The organism is Hungatella sp., assembly GCF_046966825.1.
In genome coordinates this window covers 20,833-38,284 of record NZ_JBKVCZ010000062.1, presented here as the reverse complement: position 1 = coordinate 38,284, position 17,452 = coordinate 20,833, and the positions used below count along the sequence as shown (strand labels likewise).

The window sequence follows — 17,452 nt, the reverse complement described above, 5'->3', positions numbered from 1 at the left end:
GCATCCAGTTCCTGATTATCCCGGTTATTATCGATAAACAGCTGGTTTGTAATCACATCCTGGCCGCCGTACAGCAGGATACACTCCGCCGGTTCCCCGTCTCTGCCTGCCCTGCCCGCTTCCTGGTAATAGCTCTCCATATTCTTCGGCATGTTGTAATGGATGACAAACCGGACATTGGATTTATCAATTCCCATGCCGAACGCATTGGTCGCAACAACGATAGCCGCCCTGTCGTAAATGAAGTCCTCCTGATTTTTCTGCCGCTCCGCATCGCTCAATCCCGCGTGATACCTGGTAACAGAGAATCCATCTGCCCGCAGCTTCTCGCAGACCTCCTCCACATTTTTCCTGGTCAGGCAGTAGATCACTCCGCTCTGCCCTGGATGAAGCTCCAGAAAATTCTTCATCGTCTCATACTTGTCTTTCGGCGCCTGGACGCCGAAATAGAGATTAGGCCGGTCAAATCCCGTGGTCAGAACTGTCGGCTCCCGCAGCATCAGGATATCGCTGATATCATCCCTTACCTCTTTTGTGGCCGTAGCCGTAAAGGCACTGACCACTGGGCGTACCTCCATCCGTTCGATAAACTCCACAATCTTTAAGTAGCTGGGACGGAAATCCTGTCCCCATTGGGATACACAGTGGGCCTCATCGATCGCCACCATGGAAATCTTCGTATTTCGCGCAAAATCCAGGAATTCCTCCGTCACCAGCCGCTCCGGAGCGACGTAAATGATGGGATAACGCCCCTCCCTGGCATAGGCCAGCGCCCTGTAATACTGGGAAGCGGTCAGGGAACTGTTTAAATAGGCGGCGTGAACCCCCGCCTGGTTTAACGCCTCCACCTGATCCTTCATCAGTGAGATCAATGGAGAGATGACCAGTGTAATTCCATCCATCATAAGCGCCGGGATTTGAAAACACAGCGATTTACCTGCCCCGGTAGGCATAATCCCCAATGTGTCCCTGCCGCTTAAAATGCTGTCGATCAGCGTCTCCTGTCCGTCACGGAACTCGTCGTAACCAAAGTATTGTTTTAACACCTGATGTTTATTCATATGTCCCTCTTCTCGTGCTCCTCTTCCCTGCAGTTCTCAGCCATATCAGCCAATTTAACTGCTTTTATCCTCTTTTTGTTCTCTGCTTTTCTCTGCCGTTCCGCATACATTTCACAAATCCAGACTTTTACAGGCGCCTTCCACTGTTGTTTTGGGCTTGGGATGTTTTTTATCAGGCTTCTTGGATTCAGGCCCATTTCTTTCGCCATGCGAATTTCTTCTTCTCCCAGTCTGCATTTCTTTTTTGCTTCTGCCCATAATTCTGCTTTATATGCCATATTAAATTATACTTCCCCTTTTGTAAATTTCGTCTCCCTCATTCAGCACATGCCCCTGCATGACATGCGCCTACAAACCGCCCTCAATGTTTTTGTTTTTTGTCATAACACAATTTTGAAGCCAATGCCGCCTGTCACTATGGGATGTATGAAAGAAATTTCTGAATTGCCTGCTCTATAGAAATTAGAAACAGAATATCATAAAAACCTGAGATAATTTTACCACAAAGGATTGGAAAACGCAATTGAAACTATCGGCAAATAAGCCTGCATCCTGTAAATCAGTTACAGTTCACAGCCCTATTTAAAAGCAATGGGCGAAGCCTTTGCTCCGCCCACACTCAATTCCATATTTCAACTGCAACACTTTATCCGCTAATCAAAAACTTTATTTGCTACTCAAAAAACAACTTCATATCATCTTCCACCGTACCAATTCCTGCAATTCCGAACTGCTGAACCAGAACCTTCGCCACATTCGGCGATAAGAAGGCCGGCAGCGTCGGTCCCAGGTGGATATTCTTCACGCCGAGGGAAAGCAGGGCCAGCAGAACGATAACCGCCTTCTGCTCATACCATGCGATGTTGTAGATGATTGGCAGGTCGTTGATATCCTCCAGGCCAAATACTTCCTTTAACTTCAGAGCGATCACGGCCAGGGAGTAGCTGTCGTTGCACTGTCCGGCATCCAAAACACGAGGAATTCCTCCGATGTCGCCGAGATTCAGCTTGTTATACTTATACTTCGCACATCCGGCGGTTAAAATGACCGCGTCCTTTGGAAGCGCTTTGGCAAAATCCGTATAATAATTTCTCGATGGCGCCCGGCCGTCGCAGCCTGCCATCACAACGAATTTTTTAATGGCTCCGCTTTTCACTGCTTCTACAATCGGCTCTGCCAGAGCAAGAACCTGATTATGGGCGAATCCGCCGACAATACTGCCCGTTTCCAGTTCCACCGGCGGCGGACATTGTTTTGCCTGATTGATAATCTGCGAGAAATCTTTCTTTCCATCTTCGCCCGCTTCTATATGCCTGCATCCCGGATATCCAACCGCTCCGGTCGTGTAGAGCCGTTCCTTATAGCTGTCTCTCGGCGGAACCAGGCAGTTGGTTGTCAGCAGAATCGGCCCGCCGAACGCCTCAAACTCTTCCTTCTGTTTCCACCATGCATTTCCGTAATTTCCCACAAAATGAGAGTATTTCTTAAAGGCCGGATAATAGTGCGCCGGAAGCATCTCTGAATGAGTGTACACATCGATGCCGGTTCCGTCCGTCTGCTCCAGAAGCTGTTCAAGATCGTATAAATCATGGCCGGATACGAGAATTCCCGGATTCTTTCTGACCCCGATGCTGACCTCCGTAATCTCCGGATGGCCATATGAGGAGGTATTTGCCTCATCGAGAAGCGCCATGGCTGTCACTCCGTACTCTCCGGTCTCAAGGGCGAGCGCTGTCAGTTCCTCCGCGGTCAGCGCCGGATTCAGAGTCGCCGCCAGCGCCTTCTCTAAAAATGCCGCCGTGTCTCTTTTTCCCTCTGCCGTGTTCCTGTTTTCCGCCTTCGCCTCCAGAGCCGCGGCATGCTTTAAGTAGGCTGCCATTCCCTTAAGACCATAGGTAATCAGTTCCCGGAGACTGCGGATATCCTCATCTTCCGTGGATAACACACCGACGCTTTTCGCCTTCTCTTCCATATGCTCCGCGTCATCCCAGAGAGCCGCTGGAGACATGGGTTCCATTCCAGACAGGCTTTTTGCGAACTCTCTTTTCATTTCCAGCGTTTCCTTTATCTTCCGGATTATCGCCTCATCGTCAAAATTGGCATTAGTAATCGTGATAAAGAGGTTTTCCACCACCCGGCTGTTTACCTCGTCCGGAACGTTCTGATTCTCCTCCCGCATGCGTACCGCCACTTCTGAAAGCCCTTTTGTCACCCACACCAGCATATCCTGTAAAGCGGCCGTACGGGGCCCCTTTCCGCAGACACCTGATTTTGTACATCCGGCGCATCCCGCCGTCTCCTGGCACTGATAGCAAAACATCTTGTTCTCCATATTGTACTTCCTCCATTCTATATTTCCTGCTTTTTAAGATCTACAATCAGTTTCTCTTGAATTCGTAATCAGCTTATCATAAAAAGCGGCCGCAGTATGTTGCAATTGCAACGGACTGCGGCCTTTTTTATTTTCTATTTATGAAATTGAAATGAAACTTCACAGCTTTTGCAGCTTTTTCTCCGTCACCATAAGCCCCTTTTCGTAGCGGTCGATCTTGTCGTTCAACCGGTCTAACGAGACCTGCATGGCGTTCATCCGCTCAACCAGCTGTTCCCTCTGTTCAATCAGAAGATTCTTCCTGGCATCAATCGTTAAGTCTCCCTGATGAAACAGGGCTACATACTCGATCAGAGCCTCAATCTGAACTCCTGCCTTCCTCATGCAGATCATTAGCTCAATCCATCCGCAAGAAACGTCGTCATAATCACGAATTCCGCTTTTCGTCCGCGGAACGGGCGGAATCAGACCAATCCGCTCGTAATAGCGCAATGTATCCGCAGTGATATCATATTTTTTGCTCACCTCTGCTATGGTCATTTTATCTCTCCTTCTGTTTCACTCATCCAGTGTATACAAGACATAGTTCCTCGTTCCGACTCCGATTGCTTCCGCGTGCTCTACGGTATGGATTCCGTGGCGTGACTCGATTCGCTCAATAAGTGCCGATCCGTCGGGAGCATCATAGACCTGGTCCACGCAGGCCTGGTCTAAGGCCACCGGGTCTAAGGAAGCAAAGATTCCGATATCGTTCATTTCCGGCGGAGCCGGGTGGGAATCACAGTCGCAGTCCACCGAGAGATGGTTCATCACATTGATATAGAGGATGGAACCGTTCCTGTAATCGGCCACCGCCTTGGCCGCTTCCGCCATGGACTCCAGGAAATCATCCTGAGGTGTGTCGATTCCAAACCCGGTCGTTTCCTTTCCCGCACTGTGAATCAAACTCTTCCCCATAGCTGATGCAATACCAATGGACATATTTTTAAGCACACCGCCGAAGCCGCCCATGGCATGCCCCTTAAAATGAGCCAGATTTACGATAAAATTATAGTTTGCCAGATGCGAGCCCACCATGTCCTCTTTTAAATGAACACCGCCCGCCACCGGAATAGCAATGGAACCATCTGCATCCATAATATCATAAGGCGCGATGGTTGAAAAGCCATGCTCCTCCATTACTTTGCAATGAGATTTGGTATCGGCCCTTCTTCCGCCGTACGCCGTGTTGCATTCCACAATCGTGCCGTTTACCTCTTTTACCAGTGGCTCTATCAGCTTGAATGACAGGAAATGATGGCCTCCCGGCTCTCCGCTGGAGATCTTCACCGCCGTTTTTCCCACTGCCTTCATGCCTAATGCCCGGTAAGTGCGTATCAGACCTTCCGGGCTGATATCCTTTGTCATGTATACGGTACCCGTCTCTTTATTGGTGCTGTGTACCTGATTCATTACTATTTTCATCTGCTGTACCTCTCACACTTTCTTTATCCATTCCAAAATCCTTTTTTCCGGAGTTACAAGCCGCGCGCCGTCGAAACGGACATTTAAAATCTCCCCAATATCAGAATCCGGGCAGGCACCTTTTATGTCCTTTGCGGTATGGCCAATCCAGCCGCCGTTTGTGGCAAATGGCAGAATCGTCTTTCCGGCCAGCTTATACTGTGCCAAAAATGTCTTTACCGCCGGGGCATACGTATACCACCATACCGGATACTAAAACTTATGTTATGTAAAATATCCCTCTATTTATCAGCATTTTAACAGTATACACACTTTTTATCTAATCTCCGCCTTCTGAACATCTAATCTTTTACTTCATTGACAGCTTTTCCACTTTTCTTATCAGCATTATATTCTCTTTTTTTAGGCGTTCATTTTCTTCCAATAACTTTTTTATCTCATTCTGGTAGATCTCCACCTGTTTTTCCATACTTTTCTCGCGGACTTCCCGCTTAATCTGCACCAATTTACCTTGATCTATCTTTTCTCTTTCTTTGTCCAGCACAGACTTTACTTCTTCATTTTTGTAAAAGAACCCCTTGGACAATCCTGTTTTTTGTGAAAGTTCAGATACAGTTAGGCTTTTACCTTCTGAAGAAGCTTTACGGATTTCTTCAACAGCACGTTCTATTTTTCTCCTGCTTTCCTGGCGATTTTTCTCGTTCATCTTATCGTATTTTGCCACTAACAAACTTCCTCCCAGGCTGCTTTCCATCTTTGTATAATACTCCATCGACTTTTCCACCAGTTCTTCATCCAGCAATCCGATATGTTTCTTTACCATTTCATCTGTTTGATAACCCATATAATCACGAATTACTTGAATTGAAGCGCCACTTCTATAAAGTGCTTTGCATACTTCTTTTTGATAGCCATTCCCTTTAAACACATACTCATCTGTTATTTAGAAAAAGTAGATTTTCCACAAATATGTGATTTCTATCCGAATATTTCAGTACAAGCCAGTGCAAAACATCTGGAATCGGTATGCTTCTGGTTGTATCCGGTACCTTCATCCAGCTATTCTCATTTTCGTAGTAAAAATCCGCATTTTTCAAAAGAAATAGCTGCCCCTTCTTGATACCTGTCGTAAGAAGGATGAGACTCATAATACGAAGATTGTCCAGAAATTCTCCGAGATGGGCTGTTAACAAATCCAGTTTTTGACCCAGGTTATCAATTTCATTTACGGTCGGATAGCTCTTCTTATAATACAAGGGAATCGGATCAGAAAGCTCGCCGATACAATCTGTTACCTGCAGATAATACAAAAATGACGAAATAACCTGCAGCTTGTTATTATAACTTTCCGCTGAGATATGCTGCATAGATAATCTTTTCAAATATTCCTCTACCGAATTATGCTCAATATCTGTTATACCCGTCAAAAGATATTTCAGGTATCATTGCAGACTCTGACGATTCTCGTTGAAATGAGTATCTAAAAAAAACTTTCAATGGCGTTGCTTCGGCTATATCTCTCTGACGAAATATTCAGTCTTTCCGTAAACCAGACATTAGCTTCCCAATTTATTTCCTCAGCTTTCAGAAATAATACCCTACGGCAGAAAAAGATGAATTTTTTTGGACTCAAACAAGGATTGCCATATTCTTTTTTAAGCATACAAAAATATTCCTGCTCTTGAGCAGACTCCATTTTCATAATATCTCTCATTCCGCTTTTTTCTGCATAGCAAAACAGGCACTTGAGCGGAAGCAAGTACCCGTTTCGTCTCTCTGCTTTATTTTTTATTGATTTTACAATCTCATTCAGAAGTATTTCTATCTGCATTTTGATCTTTTCGTCAAGAGCTTTTCTAAAATCCCAGTATAGGATTCTCTGTTCGGACTCTTTTTCAAAGGATCTGGCGACAGTATCACTAAAATATTCCGGCAGATAGTTTTCCTTATTCAGCGGAAGTTTTCTCTTCATATCTTTTTCTTGTTTGTAAAATGCTATTTGACAACCCATTGTCCTGATTTACGGCTGCCAATACGCTCGATCATTCCTTTTTCTCTCAGTTCCTTTATAACTCGTCTTATTTGCCTGTCAGAACGATTAAGTTTTTGGGAAAGCTGTGCCTGTGTGATATGAGAATTTTCTCTCATTGCTGATAACACTATTTCCTCTAATGAAACATCTAATAGGACATTTAATGGGCCATTTATTAGGACATTTTGATCTTTTAAAACGTTCTGCTGTCCTAAAGGCGTAAATTTTACCATAACATCTTCTAAGTGAAGTGTATATTCCGGCATTGGAACACCATGTTTTTTACACGCTTCGCAGATTTTTTCGATTCCTCGTCCCCATGTTTCCACATATCCTGCCCGGAAAAAACCATTGGCTATATTGGGGTTATAGGGCTGTGAACGATGCCTTTCCATCAAAGTTTCTACTGTCCAGCCTACCGGAAAGATACAATCATTACTGATATATACCGCATCCTCATGTATCCGAATCTGTATCGGAACTAACGCCGCATAATTTGAATGGATAATTGCATTATATACCGCCTCCCTAACTGCCGCTTTAGGAAGAGGATATGTTTCAATTCTGGTAACGTTATCGTAGGATATTATAGCTTTCATATACTTCAGATAAATCAACTCTATGACCCTATCCGCCTGTATAAACAAGGAGCCATGAATCTCATCCTGATAGCGCAGGTCAGAGCCTTCACCAAAATATCCGATTTTAATATATGCACCCGTAACCCATTTTTCCGGATTGCGATGGAACAAGAGAATCGCCGCACGCTTCAGCTTCCCCTGTTCAAGAAGGCCGAGACTATCCAGAAGCTGTTCGTTGCTCATGTTCAAATCTTTTTCTGTCATACGTCCACTACGCAGAGCCTCTCGCCGGAAAATGTCAAAGCTCTCTTTATCCAAATCTTCAACTGTAACACCATCTACCGGAACCGCATCCCATTTATATCCCGTTTTAGACAGTAAAAACTCTGTCAAAGCGGCTCCCTTAAGTAGCTGCTTTGTACTGCCGCTGCGATAATGATATTCCCCCTTATAATTAACCGGATAGCTGCTTGGATTCACATATATTTCGATGTAATCTTTTCCATCCTGGGTCAGCAGATTGACATCCACGATAATTCCAAGGATATCCCGCACTTTATTTGGGATATCTTCCAACAGCTTTTTGCTGTCTGGCACGCCAATGACGTTACCATTGTCATCGGTTCCGATATATATCTTGCCGCCTTGAGCATTTGCAAAACCGCAGATCCATTTCAGATACTCATCACGCCATGATTCTTTCCATTCTGTGTTTTGGTTTTCTGCCATTCACTTTCCTCCCAATATAAATATCGCTTGTCTTACCTCTTTTATTATCTATATGTCCGTAATTTATGTATTTAAATTCCATACTTTTCATTAAAGTATATCATGTTTCTGCCTCATTGGAATAGGTAATTTAACAAACTACTTGCTTATTTCATCACAGTTTTTTTCCGGATCACTTGAAAGATAACAGCTCGCATTCCATCATCTATAATTCGATCCATATCATCTATGATAAAATAAATACGTTTTTTTGTTAGTCTATAAAATTCATCTAATTCTTGGTTCATTATTGCTTTATTTTCCCAATAGCTACTATTTTCATTATTTTGAAGCTTATCAATTATTTTTGTCATACTCCCATATCCGGCGTCATCCACAAGTTCTCCTATTTTTTTAAATACTTATCAATAGCGCCATTTCTCTCTGTATAGACATTATTATTTTGGTATATTTCTTGAAGCTGCGATGAAAGTTCCCGAAGTACAGCTTTTATATCGTATTCTATAACACATTCTACATTTACAAATTCAACTTGTTTAAGTTTTCCCTTTAAAGCATTTACAAAGCTTGTTTTCCCGCTTCCCCATTCTCCAGAAATTGCAATTGCAAAAGGCTCTCCACTAAACTCCTCTAATTCTTTACATAAATTAATACATAAGTAATAAATTATAATTTGAATTTCCTCATTTTCATTATATTCTCATATCAAAAATATCTGGTCATGAACTTCTATACGCCCATACCAGATATTCCCACTTCCATTTACTATGTACACATATTTACCTATCAACTGTGTCTTCTGTACCTATACTTCCATCTTTTCTCACTGTATGCACTCTATACACAGTTAAAACCATACTCCATTTTAGGCATTCCCAAAAATACGGTGTCATACTCCTCAGGACTCACTTCCAGCGGCAGGATCTCCGGCATAAATCCCGTCTCGCGCTGTACCATTTCCGCAATTTTTTTCGTATTACCACTGTACTACCTGGAGTTAACTCTAAGTCAAGAGGTTTTTGCAGCTTTTTTGCAGCTTTTTGTAAATCAAATGAGCAGTTACCTCAAATCCCCCCAAAAAGATTAAAAAGGCAGCCAGAATTAATCTGACTGCCTCCTCACTTCACAATAACAAAACACCTTACCGCACATACATTATTTCAATCCACATTCTGAGTTCAGTATACAAAACCCAGAATGGCATAATAGCTATACTGCCATTTTATCCGGTTGTCCGGATTGTTTTGACCTCATGTCAGTGGGGAATGTCTGCCCGCCACTGCCGCTAAGTTTGTTTTTGCGATTCATCTCCCACCTATAGAGGCAGGAAGAATTCTCGTTGATTTTGTTAAATTGCTGCAAACAGTACTCTTATTTCAAATACTTTCTCAGCACCTCTCTGACCGCCCCCTTACCCGCGATCTCTTCCCGCACCATCTCCGTAATATCGTCTCCGATTCCCGCCTCATACAGGTCGATACCGAAAATATTCGCGTTTCCCAGAATCGGCCGGAGCTGATCCTTTAAGCTGTCCGGATCGCCCCATGCGATTCCGGCCATCTGCCCCTGCAGCTCAGGGATCATGGGATCCGGGGACAGTGCAAACGGTTTGCCTTCGTCATCGACAGCAAGCAGATACCGAAGCCAGCCGGCAATGGCCAGCTGAATCCCTTTCAGCTTTTTCGCATCGCCGTATTTGTGAACGCAGGCCTTGATATTTTCCCCAAAGCGGATTCCAACCATCTGTGAAGTATCCACTGCGATACGCTGCGGTGTATCCCCAAGATACGGATTGGAAAAACGCACATTGATGCATTCGTCAATAAATGCTTTCGGAGAAATAATACCGGGATCCTCCACAAATTCCATGCCTTCCTGCAGCCCCACCTTTTCAGCCAGCTTAACCAGCTCCCGATCACTCATCTGATCAGAAAAGAGGTTAAAGCCCAGCATACACCCGTAAGGCGCCAGAGCGGTATGGAGGGGGTTTAAACAGACCGTAACCTTCATCCGCTCCGCCTTGTTCACGATTTCGCGGCTTGTCATATAGACCCCGGCCTTCTCGAGAGCCGGACGTCCATTGGGGAAATGGTCCTCCACCACCAGATACTGCGGTTCTTCGGCATTTACAAAAGGCGCTATGTACGTCTGCTTATCGGTAACCACAATATCCATGTCCTCCACTCCGGCATCCTGAAGCATCGCTCTCACCGCTTCACTCGGCCTCGGCGTGATCTTATCTATCATGGACCATGGAAATGCAATCTTCTCCTCGTCACTGATATAGCTTAAAAATTCCTCATCGACAAAGCCCTTCTTTTTCCATTCCTGTCCGATTTCCAGCACTGCGCTGCGAAGCTTCTCCCCATTATGGGAGCAGTTATCCATGGAAACAAGCGCCAGCGGCTTCGCCCCCGCCCGATACCGCTCAAGGAGCATGGCGGCTATGATCGCAACAGCCCCTGCTGCCCGGTCCGGACCATAATCAATATCGTCCTGAATAAAGCGGTAATACTGCCCGTCCGCACCGCGCAGCGCATATCCCTTTTCCGTTATCGTAAAGGAAACCATCTGCAGACTTGGATTGGCAAAGATCTCTCTTAAGCGCTGCCTGTCTTCTGTCCCGTCAGGCAACCCCTTCCGTGCTTCTGTGAAACAGCCGAATACCCTTTTTTCTGTCGTTCCGTCGTTATTTAAGATCACCGACAGGGAAAGATTGTCGTAGGGCTTATAGATCCGGTCGATGGTTTCATAGTCAAATGTCTCCACACAGACAATCCCGCGGTCCATCAATCCGTCTGTAATCAGACGATCCGCAATGCTGCCAATAAAAATACGAAAAATATTCCCAATACCAAAATGAACCCAGACTGGCGCTTCTTTTGTCCGCTGTGCCAGTTCTTCCAAATCATAGGATGGCAGTTCGATTCCTGCCTGACTCCATAGTTGTTTGTCCTTTATTCCTTCTAAAGTAAGTTTCATCAGCATCTCCTCTGGTCTGCATATTCTGTCAGTATTCATTAATCATATGCATAGACCGGTCCATATTTTTCATAACGGCACTGTCAAAATTCTTTTTGATCAACTCAGCTTTTTTTAAGGCGTACTCCGGCTTATCCCACAGATTACAGAACTCATCCGGATCCGTTTCATGGTCGTAAAGTTCTCCATACTCCATTCCATGGTAATTCACAATCTTATATCTGCCGTCATAATACATGGTCGCATAAATATTATCATGCGATCCCAGAAGACAGTGGTAGAATTCTGAATAAACCGAATCTTTATGATGATGGGGATCCATCTGTCCGGTCAGAATAGGGAGAAGACTCTTTCCCTGCATATAATAAGGAACTTCCTGTCCGGTAAGCTCCATCAGGGTCGGTGCCAGATCCACAAGTTCAACCAGCGCATCACTTTTTAGGCCGCTCTTAAACAGGGACGGACACGACATAATAAGCGGAACATGAACCAGCGCCTCATAGAAATAGGCGCCTTTCCAATAAAGGCCATGGTCCCCATTCATCTCGCCGTGATCACTCATAAAAATCACGAGCGTCTGCTCCCTTTGTCCCGTCTCCTCCAGGTAATTCATCAGACGGCCAAACTGATCGTCAACCAGCTCTATCTCCGCATAATAATCACGGAAACGTTCTCTCCTGTCATTCTCCGTCAGAGTCGGATACGGTTCCGCCTGCCCATCCTGACCGCCCTGCATATAATCCTTCTGCTGGTGCGGAGGTTTACTGTCCAGCTCCCCATCCTTCCACAAAGGCAGCGGCATATCCTCAATGTTTAATCTGTCCTTGTAGGCCTGCGGCGGATCCAGGGGCGGATGCGGATCGTAAGGGTTCATGCTGATCAGCCACGGTTTCCCGCTGCTGCGGTTCTGTTCGATAAACTCAATCGCTTTTTCAACACACCAGGTTGTTTGATGATACTCGGCCGGCACACCAACTGTTTTACCTGTAAAATGAGGATTCGGTTTCGGCGGCCATGTTGCCATACTGGTATATTTTCCCCCGTAGATGTCTTCCCAGCGAAGGCCTTTCTCTTTCAGCCAGTTTTGATAATCATTTTCGCCGCCCGGCCAGTCGTCGTTAGGATGTTCACTCCATTGAACATAGCTGTAGCCATCGTCCGTCCGCTTTTCCATCCGCCCCTGCGCAGAAGTCAAATGAAGCTTTCCGGATAAGCCGCAAACGTATCCGGAATCAGCCAGAAGCTTTGTCACCAGCTTTTCGTCTTTTGAATAATTGTCATTGCCATTATAAAATGCTTTTGTTGTTCGGGGATATCTTCCGGTTAAAAAACAGGAACGGCTGGGTGTACAAACCGGCGCCTGGGTATAGGCCCGGGTAAATGCAACCCCTTCTTCTATCAATCGATCGATGTTCGGTGTATGGATATATGGATTTCCCAGCGCATGAATCGTATCATAGCGCTGCTGATCCGTACAAAACCAAACAATATTTACCGGTTTCTGACTCATCTCTCCATCTCCTTTATCAGAAACCATAGACTCGGTGCATGGAATTATCCATATTGCAGAGTACGGTATGATCGAAACTCTTCCTTACCAGTTCTGTTTTAAACGTCTCATATTCCGGTTTATCCCACAGATTATGGAATTCATTCGGATCCGTCTCATGGTCATACAACTCTCCGAACTCTTTTCCATGGTAAATTACCAGCTTATATCTCCCATTATAATACATTGTTGCATCAATGTCTTCATGAGTTCCTCTCAGGCAGTGATAAAACTCACTGTAAACTGCATCTTTAAAATGATGGGGATCCGCCTCTCCTGTCAGTATACCATAAAAACTCTTTCCCTGCATAAAATAAGGAACTTCCAGTCCGGCAGCTTCCATCAGTGTCGGAGCGATATCTACGAGTTCCACCAGCGCGTCGCACTGTAATCCCTGTTTGAAGACGGACGGGCAGGAAATGATTAAGGGTACGTGCACGAGGCCCTCATAGAAATAGGCGCCCTTCCAATACAACCCATGGTCGCCGCTCATTTCACCGTGATCACTCATGAAAATAACAATCGTATCATCACGCAGCCCCGTTCGGTCAAGGTACGCAAGCAGTCTTCCAAACTGGTCATCGATCAGCTCTATTTCCGCATAGTAATCTCTGAAATGCTCCCGTTTTTCTTCATCCGTAAGCGAACCTATGGGCTCCGCCTGGCCATCCTGTCCACCTTGAATCACATCCTTCTGCTGATGGGGGGGCTTCCCCTCCATCTCACCATCTTCCCAGAGAGGCAGCGGCATATCTTCTATGCTCAGCCGGTCTTTGTATTCCTGCGGCGGATCCAGCGGCGGATGGGGATCGAAGGGATTCACGCTGATCAGCCACGGTTCCCCGGTATTTCTCCTGCTCTCAATAAAATCGATGGTCTTCTCCACACACCATGTAGTCTGGTGGTACTGTGCGGGAACGCCCACCTGTTTCCCCGAAAATGCGGGATTTGCCTGCGGCGGCCACGTAGCCATAGTCATAAACTTGCCGCCGTAGATTTCTTCCCAGTGGACGCCTTTTTCATTCAGCCAGTTTTGATAATCATTCCCTCCATCCTTCCAGTCATTATGAGGATGGTGACTGTACTGGAAATAGGAATACCCGTCATCACACCGCTTCTCCACTCTGCCTTCCGCAGATGTCAGATGAAGCTTGCCCGCCAGGCCGCATGTATACCCTTCATCAGCCAGCAGCTTCGTCACCAGTTTTTCATCTTTTGAGAAGTTTTCATTTCCATTAAAGATCGTCTTCGTCGTTCTGGGATAACGTCCCGTTAAAAAGCAGGCGCGGCTGGGCGTACAGATCGGGGCCTGCGTATAGGCCCTGGTAAATGCAACGCCTTCTTTCACCAGACGGTCAATATTCGGCGTATGTATATAGGGATTGCCAAGGCTGTGAATGGTATCCCACCTCTGCTGGTCCGTACAGAACCAGACAATATTCTTTCTCTTCTTTTCCATATTTACCACCATTTAATAAGTTCAGTCACTTTATTCCGAAGCTCAATAAACTGCGGATCCGCAATATCACGCGGACGCGGAAGCTCATTGATCAATGTTGTTTTAACTGTTGTCGGCTTGTTCGTCAGAATCATAATTTTATTGCCCAGGTAGACCGCCTCTTCGATATTATGTGTGATAAATAATACCGTCGTCTTCGTCATCTGCCACAGCTTCACCAGCTCATCCTCCAGCCGGAAGCGAAGCTCAATATCCAGCTGTCCATACGGCTCGTCCATCAGCAGCAGTTCCGGCTCCGTGGCGAATGCTCTGGCGATGCTCACCCTCTGCAGCATGCTGGCAGAAAGCTGTTTGGGATAGTATTTCCTGTATTTGGTCAATCCCACGATTTCCAGATACTTCTCTGTCCGCTCCTTCTTTTCTGCATCGGAAAGCGGCTTATACAGCAGCCCAAAGCCCACATTTTCTTCTACGGTCAGCCAGGGCATGGTTGAATTTCCCTGAAAGATATACGCTATGTTCTGTTTTTTCGTATCCACCTTCTGTCCATCCAGCAGGATTTCACCGGAGGTAGTATCGTAAATATTTACCAGACTGTTCAGAAAGGTTGTTTTTCCGCAGCCCGTGGGACCTACGACGCAAAGTAAATCCCCATCCATTACGTCAAAAGACACATCGCTCAGAACCAGCAGATCCCCAAATTTCTTCGTCAGGTGTCTGACCTGTACTTTTATCTGATCACTCATACCTAATCCTCCCATCTGTCCAGGATGCCGGTTATTTCCTTACGAAGCGCCAGGAATTGTTTCGAAACCAAATTTCTGGGTCTGGGAAGATCGATGACATATTCCTTCTTTACTGTTGCAGGGCAATTGGTAAGAACAATAATTCGATCTGCAAGATACAGTGCTTCTTCAATATTATTGGTTACGAAAATAACCGTACGTTTCTCTGCGCTCCATATTCTCTGCAGTTCCTCCTGCATTAAATATCTGGTTTGCGCATCCAGCGCGCCAAACGGCTCATCCATCAGCATTACATCAGGCTCGTTGCAGTATGCCCTCGCGATGCCGACACGCTGCCTCATACCTCCGGAGAGCTGAACGGGATAGGAATTTTCAAAGCCCTGAAGTCCTACCAGGTCGATATATTTCTGCGCCCGTTTTTTCCGTTCTTCCTTATTTACTCCGGCTATTTTAGGTCCATATTCGACATTGCCCATGGTTGTCATCCAGGGAAAGAGTGAAATGGACTGAAATACTACGCCTCTGGAGACATCCGGCCGTTCAACCTTCTTGCCGGAAGCGGTTATACTTCCCTCTGTGGCCGGTTCAAAGCCGGCAATCATATTGATAATGGTTGTTTTTCCGCACTGGCCGGGACCAAAAAGGACCAGGAATTCATTTTCTCTGGCGGCAAAATTCAGCCCGCGCACGACTTCGTGTTTCCCCTCCGGCGTATCAAATGTCTTACAGACGCCTTTGCATTCTATTACTGTATTTATCTTCCGCTCTTGTTCCATCGACACATCACCTCTTCAGCTTTACGCATAATATAAGCCAGCAAAAAACCAACAACGCCAATCATAATGATTCCGGCCAGAATCTGGGTCATATTGTTGTTATCCATACCGGCCTGAATAATCCATCCCAGGCCGTTCTCTGCCTTGATCATCTCGGCTGCCACCACACTTGCCCACGCAGACGATATTCCGACCTGAAGCCCTGCAAAAATAGCCGGAACCGATGCTGGAATTACGACAGTGGTAAAAATCTGACGTTCCTTTGCCCCAAGCATCCGGGCTGCATGAATCACTTCGGGATCGACATTCATGGCCCCGGTCATCGCATTCAATGTGGTATTGGCAAATGCCGCCAAGAAAATCAGGAATATTTTCGCTTCCTCTCCAAGGCCAAACCATATAATAGAAATCGGAATCCAGGCAATCGGAGGAATCGGACGTATAAATCTGAAAATCGGATTAAAAATTGCCCTGGCGAGGAGATATCTTCCCATCAGCAAGCCAAGTATAACACCTGCCAGGGATCCCAGGCAGAAGCCGATCAGTACTCGTCTCAGACTGCTCAGCATGTGAATGATAAGACTGTATTTGCCCACCACGCCGATACAGTACTCGAAGGTCGCCTTCAGCACCACAACGGGGTCCGGCAAAAGCTTCGACAAGTCTGTGTAATGCGTCACGAACCACCAGAGAAGCAAAAATGCTCCAATCGAAATAACCGCACATATGACTGACAATAATTTTTCTTTTGTATTTTCATTCATTCTGCATTCATTCCTTTCGCAACTTTTACTTCAAGCCAGTGCAGAATTGTATCGAATAGCAATCCGACAATTCCAATCATGATCATACCGACAAATACAAGCGCCGGTTTTGAAGCGTACCTGCCCTGCTGAATCATATATCCGAGGCCTACGGAGGAGGCAAGGAGTTCAGCCGCAACGAGAGCCATCCAGGCCGCTCCCATCGCCACTCTCAGCCCGGTAAAGATCATCGGCAGTGCAGTGGGAATCGCTATTTTAAATAGTTTTTGCAAATTTGAAAATCCGAAGACATCTCCAACCCAGAGATGTTCCTGTTTCGTCTGTTTAATTCCGGTGTAGCTGTTTACGATGCATGCGACCGAGGTGCTGAGAAAAATAACAGCGGCCTTTGGTAAAATGCCGATACCGAAAAGAAGAATAAACATCGGAATCCAGGCAAGGCCCGGAACCGGCCGGATTAAGTCAAACAGCGGTCTTGCAAGACGGTCTACCCACTTAAACCAGGCCATCATGATCCCCATCGGAACCCCGAACAGCACGCCCAGAGAGTATCCGAACAGCGCTACTTTCAGGCTTCCCATCAGGTGGGTCGGAAGCGTCGCCCCATCCGGTACTTTCGAAGTCATTTTCTGCACAAATGTTTTCGCAACAGTAAGCGGTCCTGGAAAGACAGTTTCCTGTTTTAAATGCAGAACATTAATGCAGACATACCAGGCTGCCAGCACGAACAGAACCGTGCAGCAGGAAATAATTGTATATTTGCTGATTTTCTTCTTCGTTTTCATTAAACTCTCTCCATTTTAAATCAATCGTATTACCCCTCAAGTTTCTGCAGTTTTATCCTGTCAGTACTCCATCGGCTCTGCCGATATTACAAAGAAATCCCGGCCCCCTTCCTGTAAGATTTAGTTATCGCAAAAATATTACAAAATAAAAGGACCGGGATTCTCAAAGTTTTATTTCCACTAGTACAGCAT

17 protein-coding genes and 1 pseudogene are annotated in these 17,452 nt (G+C 45.7%); all 18 read right to left on the bottom strand.

The features are described 5' to 3' along the window. A partial coding sequence (locus ACLTD4_RS18645; protein ID WP_412331464.1) for a RecQ family ATP-dependent DNA helicase occupies positions 1–1,061 on the bottom strand: 1,061 nt, incomplete at its 3' end. Further along, the gene (locus ACLTD4_RS18640) at positions 1,058–1,339 is read right to left on the bottom strand and encodes a hypothetical protein (RefSeq protein ID WP_002602792.1); all 282 of its coding nucleotides are present in this window, start codon (positions 1,337–1,339) and stop codon (positions 1,058–1,060) included. The genes ACLTD4_RS18645 and ACLTD4_RS18640, both read right to left, overlap by 4 nt. Positions 1,340–1,734: 395 nt before the next feature. Next, a complete protein-coding gene (hcp, locus tag ACLTD4_RS18635) occupies positions 1,735–3,393 on the bottom strand; it encodes a hydroxylamine reductase (protein ID WP_117623678.1) in 1,659 nt (552 codons plus the stop codon). A gap of 159 nt (positions 3,394–3,552) precedes the next feature. Continuing rightward, entirely contained in the window at positions 3,553–3,933 is a 381-nt protein-coding gene (locus tag ACLTD4_RS18630) for a MerR family transcriptional regulator (protein ID WP_055659233.1), read from the bottom strand. An 18-nt stretch (positions 3,934–3,951) separates the two neighbouring features. Next, positions 3,952–4,857, bottom strand: a complete 906-nt coding sequence (locus ACLTD4_RS18625; protein ID WP_117623679.1) for a DUF362 domain-containing protein — start codon at positions 4,855–4,857, stop codon at positions 3,952–3,954. Positions 4,858–4,869: 12 nt separating this feature from the next. Beyond that, a pseudogene (locus ACLTD4_RS18620) lies at positions 4,870–5,097 on the bottom strand (flavodoxin); the annotation flags it as partial. 109 nt (positions 5,098–5,206) lie between these two features. Continuing rightward, a complete protein-coding gene (locus tag ACLTD4_RS18615) occupies positions 5,207–5,785 on the bottom strand; it encodes a DUF6262 family protein (RefSeq protein ID WP_243008375.1) in 579 nt (192 codons plus the stop codon). A 552-nt stretch (positions 5,786–6,337) separates the two neighbouring features. After that, positions 6,338–6,829 carry a hypothetical protein gene (locus ACLTD4_RS18610; protein ID WP_243008377.1) on the bottom strand — a complete coding sequence of 164 codons (492 nt, stop codon included), beginning with the start codon at positions 6,827–6,829 and terminating at the stop codon, positions 6,338–6,340. Positions 6,830–6,852: 23 nt separating this feature from the next. Beyond that, positions 6,853–8,199: an ATP-binding protein gene (locus ACLTD4_RS18605; RefSeq protein ID WP_044965719.1), complete on the bottom strand. Its 1,347-nt coding sequence runs from the start codon at positions 8,197–8,199 to the stop codon at positions 6,853–6,855. A 146-nt stretch (positions 8,200–8,345) separates the two neighbouring features. Beyond that, positions 8,346–8,576, bottom strand: coding sequence for a hypothetical protein (locus tag ACLTD4_RS18600; RefSeq protein ID WP_117623680.1), 231 nt, complete (start codon positions 8,574–8,576; stop codon positions 8,346–8,348). A gap of 8 nt (positions 8,577–8,584) precedes the next feature. Further along, positions 8,585–8,851, bottom strand: coding sequence for a BREX system ATP-binding domain-containing protein (locus tag ACLTD4_RS18595; RefSeq protein ID WP_412331465.1), 267 nt, complete (start codon positions 8,849–8,851; stop codon positions 8,585–8,587). A 719-nt stretch (positions 8,852–9,570) separates the two neighbouring features. Beyond that, positions 9,571–11,181 carry a mannitol dehydrogenase family protein gene (locus tag ACLTD4_RS18590; protein WP_117634593.1) on the bottom strand — a complete coding sequence of 537 codons (1,611 nt, stop codon included), beginning with the start codon at positions 11,179–11,181 and terminating at the stop codon, positions 9,571–9,573. A 28-nt stretch (positions 11,182–11,209) separates the two neighbouring features. After that, positions 11,210–12,691: a sulfatase gene (locus ACLTD4_RS18585; protein ID WP_117623682.1), complete on the bottom strand. Its 1,482-nt coding sequence runs from the start codon at positions 12,689–12,691 to the stop codon at positions 11,210–11,212. A 16-nt stretch (positions 12,692–12,707) separates the two neighbouring features. Then, positions 12,708–14,189, bottom strand: coding sequence for a sulfatase (locus ACLTD4_RS18580; protein WP_055659241.1), 1,482 nt, complete (start codon positions 14,187–14,189; stop codon positions 12,708–12,710). 2 nt (positions 14,190–14,191) lie between these two features. Then, complete coding sequence (locus ACLTD4_RS18575) at positions 14,192–14,935, bottom strand: ABC transporter ATP-binding protein (RefSeq protein WP_055659243.1); 744 nt, start codon at positions 14,933–14,935, stop codon at positions 14,192–14,194. A gap of 2 nt (positions 14,936–14,937) precedes the next feature. Beyond that, complete coding sequence (locus tag ACLTD4_RS18570; protein ID WP_055659244.1) at positions 14,938–15,711, bottom strand: ABC transporter ATP-binding protein; 774 nt, start codon at positions 15,709–15,711, stop codon at positions 14,938–14,940. Continuing rightward, complete coding sequence (locus tag ACLTD4_RS18565) at positions 15,690–16,475, bottom strand: ABC transporter permease (protein ID WP_002602763.1); 786 nt, start codon at positions 16,473–16,475, stop codon at positions 15,690–15,692. Before ACLTD4_RS18565 ends, ACLTD4_RS18570 begins: the two co-directional genes overlap by 22 nt. Then, a complete protein-coding gene (locus ACLTD4_RS18560; RefSeq protein WP_002602762.1) occupies positions 16,472–17,260 on the bottom strand; it encodes an ABC transporter permease in 789 nt (262 codons plus the stop codon). The genes ACLTD4_RS18565 and ACLTD4_RS18560 overlap by 4 nt, the downstream gene beginning before the upstream one ends. Positions 17,261–17,452: the final 192 nt, after the last annotated feature.

Excerpts from the sequence above, each read along its gene's own strand:
- ACLTD4_RS18640 (WP_002602792.1), bottom strand. The coding sequence starts at position 1,339 with ATGGCATATAAAGCAGAATTATGGGCAGAAGCAAAAAAGAAATGCAGA.
- hcp (WP_117623678.1), bottom strand. The coding sequence starts at position 3,393 with ATGGAGAACAAGATGTTTTGCTATCAGTGCCAGGAGACGGCGGGATGC.
- ACLTD4_RS18630 (WP_055659233.1), bottom strand. The coding sequence starts at position 3,933 with ATGACCATAGCAGAGGTGAGCAAAAAATATGATATCACTGCGGATACA.
- ACLTD4_RS18625 (WP_117623679.1), bottom strand. The coding sequence starts at position 4,857 with ATGAAAATAGTAATGAATCAGGTACACAGCACCAATAAAGAGACGGGT.
- ACLTD4_RS18610 (WP_243008377.1), bottom strand. The coding sequence starts at position 6,829 with ATGAAGAGAAAACTTCCGCTGAATAAGGAAAACTATCTGCCGGAATAT.
- ACLTD4_RS18605 (WP_044965719.1), bottom strand. The coding sequence starts at position 8,199 with ATGGCAGAAAACCAAAACACAGAATGGAAAGAATCATGGCGTGATGAG.
- ACLTD4_RS18590 (WP_117634593.1), bottom strand. The coding sequence starts at position 11,181 with ATGAAACTTACTTTAGAAGGAATAAAGGACAAACAACTATGGAGTCAG.
- ACLTD4_RS18585 (WP_117623682.1), bottom strand. The coding sequence starts at position 12,691 with ATGAGTCAGAAACCGGTAAATATTGTTTGGTTTTGTACGGATCAGCAG.
- ACLTD4_RS18580 (WP_055659241.1), bottom strand. The coding sequence starts at position 14,189 with ATGGAAAAGAAGAGAAAGAATATTGTCTGGTTCTGTACGGACCAGCAG.
- ACLTD4_RS18575 (WP_055659243.1), bottom strand. The coding sequence starts at position 14,935 with ATGAGTGATCAGATAAAAGTACAGGTCAGACACCTGACGAAGAAATTT.
- ACLTD4_RS18570 (WP_055659244.1), bottom strand. The coding sequence starts at position 15,711 with ATGGAACAAGAGCGGAAGATAAATACAGTAATAGAATGCAAAGGCGTC.
- ACLTD4_RS18565 (WP_002602763.1), bottom strand. The coding sequence starts at position 16,475 with ATGAATGAAAATACAAAAGAAAAATTATTGTCAGTCATATGTGCGGTT.
- ACLTD4_RS18560 (WP_002602762.1), bottom strand. The coding sequence starts at position 17,260 with ATGAAAACGAAGAAGAAAATCAGCAAATATACAATTATTTCCTGCTGC.